At 64.1% G+C, this 2,364-nt stretch carries 3 protein-coding genes; 1 reads left to right on the forward strand and 2 read right to left on the reverse strand.

The genetic code is table 11. From position 1 onward, the window contains the following. The first annotated feature begins 44 nt into the window (after positions 1-44). Positions 45-866: an HTH-type transcriptional regulator BhcR gene (gene bhcR / locus EN914_RS32365; protein ID WP_024505797.1), complete on the forward strand. Its 822-nt coding sequence runs from the start codon at positions 45-47 to the stop codon at positions 864-866. Here the strand turns inward: bhcR and EN914_RS32370 are convergent, their stop codons facing one another. Next, a complete protein-coding gene (locus EN914_RS32370) occupies positions 867-1,226 on the reverse strand; it encodes a hypothetical protein (RefSeq protein ID WP_013531395.1) in 360 nt (119 codons plus the stop codon). It abuts the gene before it with no gap. Positions 1,227-1,411: 185 nt separating this feature from the next. Next, on the reverse strand, positions 1,412-1,717 hold the full coding sequence (locus EN914_RS32375) for a BA14K family protein (RefSeq protein ID WP_013531394.1): 306 nt from the start codon (positions 1,715-1,717) through the stop codon (positions 1,412-1,414). Positions 1,718-2,364 lie beyond the last annotated feature (647 nt).

Genomic DNA, 2,364 nt, shown 5'->3' on the forward strand with positions numbered 1-2,364 from the left:
ACTTTTTCATTGTGCGTTTGGCGAAATCGGCCGAGAATGGCGCCATGGAAACCACCGAAAAACGCCAGCGCGGCCGGCCGCGCGCTTTCAATGGGCCCTCGGAGGCCAGTTCGGTGCAGTCGCTCGATCGGGCGCTGCGGATCCTGGCCATTGTCGCGGAAGGCAGCGGCCTGTCGCTGAGCGAGATATCGGCGCAGAGCGGGCTTGCCGCCTCCACCGCCTACCGCATGCTGACGACGCTGCAAAACCACGGAATGGTCGAATTCGACACATCAGACCAGTTGTGGTCGATCGGCGTCGAGACCTACCGCATGGGCGCGGCCTTCCTGCGCCGCCGCAAGCTGGTCGACCGCGCGCGTATCGTCATGCAAGAGCTGATGGAGAGAACCGGCGAGACCGCCAATCTCGGCGTCGCCGAGGACGATTGCGTGGTCTTCGTCAGCCAGGTCGAGACGCATCAGGCGATCCGCGCCTTCTTCCGGCCGGGCACGCGCAGCCCCTTCCATGCGTCCGGCATCGGCAAGGCGGTGCTGGCGCATCTCGAGCCGGAGCGCGTCGGAACCATCCTGCGCAAGGCAGGCCTGCAGCGCTTCACCGACAGGACGCTGTCCGACATTTCGGCGCTTGCCCACGATCTGGCGCGGATCAAGCTGCGCGGCTGGTCGGTCGACGACGAGGAGCGGCACCCCGGCATGCGCTGCGTGGCAGCCGCCATCTTCAACGAATTCGGCGAGCCGATCGGCGGCGTTTCGGTGTCGGGACCGACGGTGCGGGTGACGCCGGAGCGGCTGGCCGAGATCGGCCCGCTGGTGCGCGATGCGGCAGCCGAGGTGACCAGGATGATCGGTGGCGTGCGAGCCGGCTGATCAGCCCGCCCCGGGCAGCGCGCTCCTGGTCGCGATATCGAAGAAATCGAGAAGGATGGCCATGCCGACGCCGCAGGCGGTGAATATCAGGCCGGCCATGAAGATGCGGTTGGCGCGTTCATAGATGCGCCGCTGCAGGCATTTCGTGTCGAGCAGCAGCGAGAGCGCCCGCATCTGCAAGGCAATGCCGGCCAGGATCGGCAGGACGGCGACAAGGTGGTAGGTCTGCCACGGGATCGGGTTGGCGGCCCAATGGGTGATGAAGCCCAGCGAAAACGCCAGCAGGATGCCGACGGTGGTGACGGTGCCGTTGCGGAAAACCGTTTCGACCAGGTCTTCCCTGGGGTCCTGCTCGTCCAAGGGTCTCTCCCCGCGTTCGCGGTCCAGGATAGACGCTCGGAAAATCTCTGTACACTGTCCGATCTGTCGCCGGACCAATCCCTTCAGTTCTGCGCTGAATCGGCCGATGGAGCACGCACCGCTACCATCCAGACAACAGAAGAGGGGCTCGCATGGGCCCCTCTGTTGCTGAACGGGTCCTCCCCTCAGAGACGGCAATAGTGGCGGTATCCGTCGTGGCCGAGATAGGTATCGGAGTCCGCGTCGTAGCTGGCATAGCGATCGTAGCAACGGCGGACATGCCACGAGCCACCGCCTTCGTCGACATAGACGGTGCGCGGCTGGGCGAGCAGGCTGCCGAGGACGAAGCCGCCGACGCCGGCAGCAATGCCGATGCCGATTTCGCGGTTGTGGTGATGGCTGTGGGCGGCCGAAGGCTGCACGGTGCCGGCCAGCGTGGCGGCGGCGACGGCGGTGGCGATAAGGCCGGAAACGAGTGTGTTCTTGAACATGACGATCTCCTTGCTTCGTTGACCGAGGCGATCCATCCGCCTCTTGATCATCTGTCGTCGCAGCCAGGAAAAAGGTTCGAACTTTTTTGATTTTTCTGAGATCCGGGAAATCGGATGGACCGAGGTCCACGCTGACGGCGACTGGAAGAGATTGGAGAGGACGTTGATGCGGCCAATCTCCCCCACTTGCTGGGGCTACGCCATGCACATACCCGCTATGACTGGGGTGACTAATCGGCCCGAGGCCGATTGCCGCGTGGGTCCCCCAATCCGTCGCTGCTTCGCAGCGCTACCTTTCCCCCCCCGGAGGGAAAGGTAAGGAGCGTTGCTGGGCGAGCGTTGACGGCAAAAGCTTGGCGCCTTCCCTCTACCCCGTCGATCGGGGGAGCGGTGGCTCGGCGAAGCCGAGACGGAGCGGGACCAGCGCCGCATAGGCAATTCATGCGCCAAGCTGCCATGCACTCTATCGCCAAAGAGCAGTTGCTTGGAAATGTGTGCATGCCGTAGCTTGCCGGGGATCAGCAGCTTTGCCGCCCTACTTCACAAGGTGATCGCCGAACGCAAAAAGGGCGGCCGAAGCCGCCCTCTTGGGGAATTGGGTCCCTCCATCAAAGGAAAATGATCACCCTGCCGTGCCTGTGGTGATG

It is taken from the genome of Mesorhizobium sp. M7A.F.Ca.CA.001.08.2.1 (assembly GCF_003998455.1).
Taxonomy (GTDB): domain Bacteria; phylum Pseudomonadota; class Alphaproteobacteria; order Rhizobiales; family Rhizobiaceae; genus Mesorhizobium; species Mesorhizobium ciceri.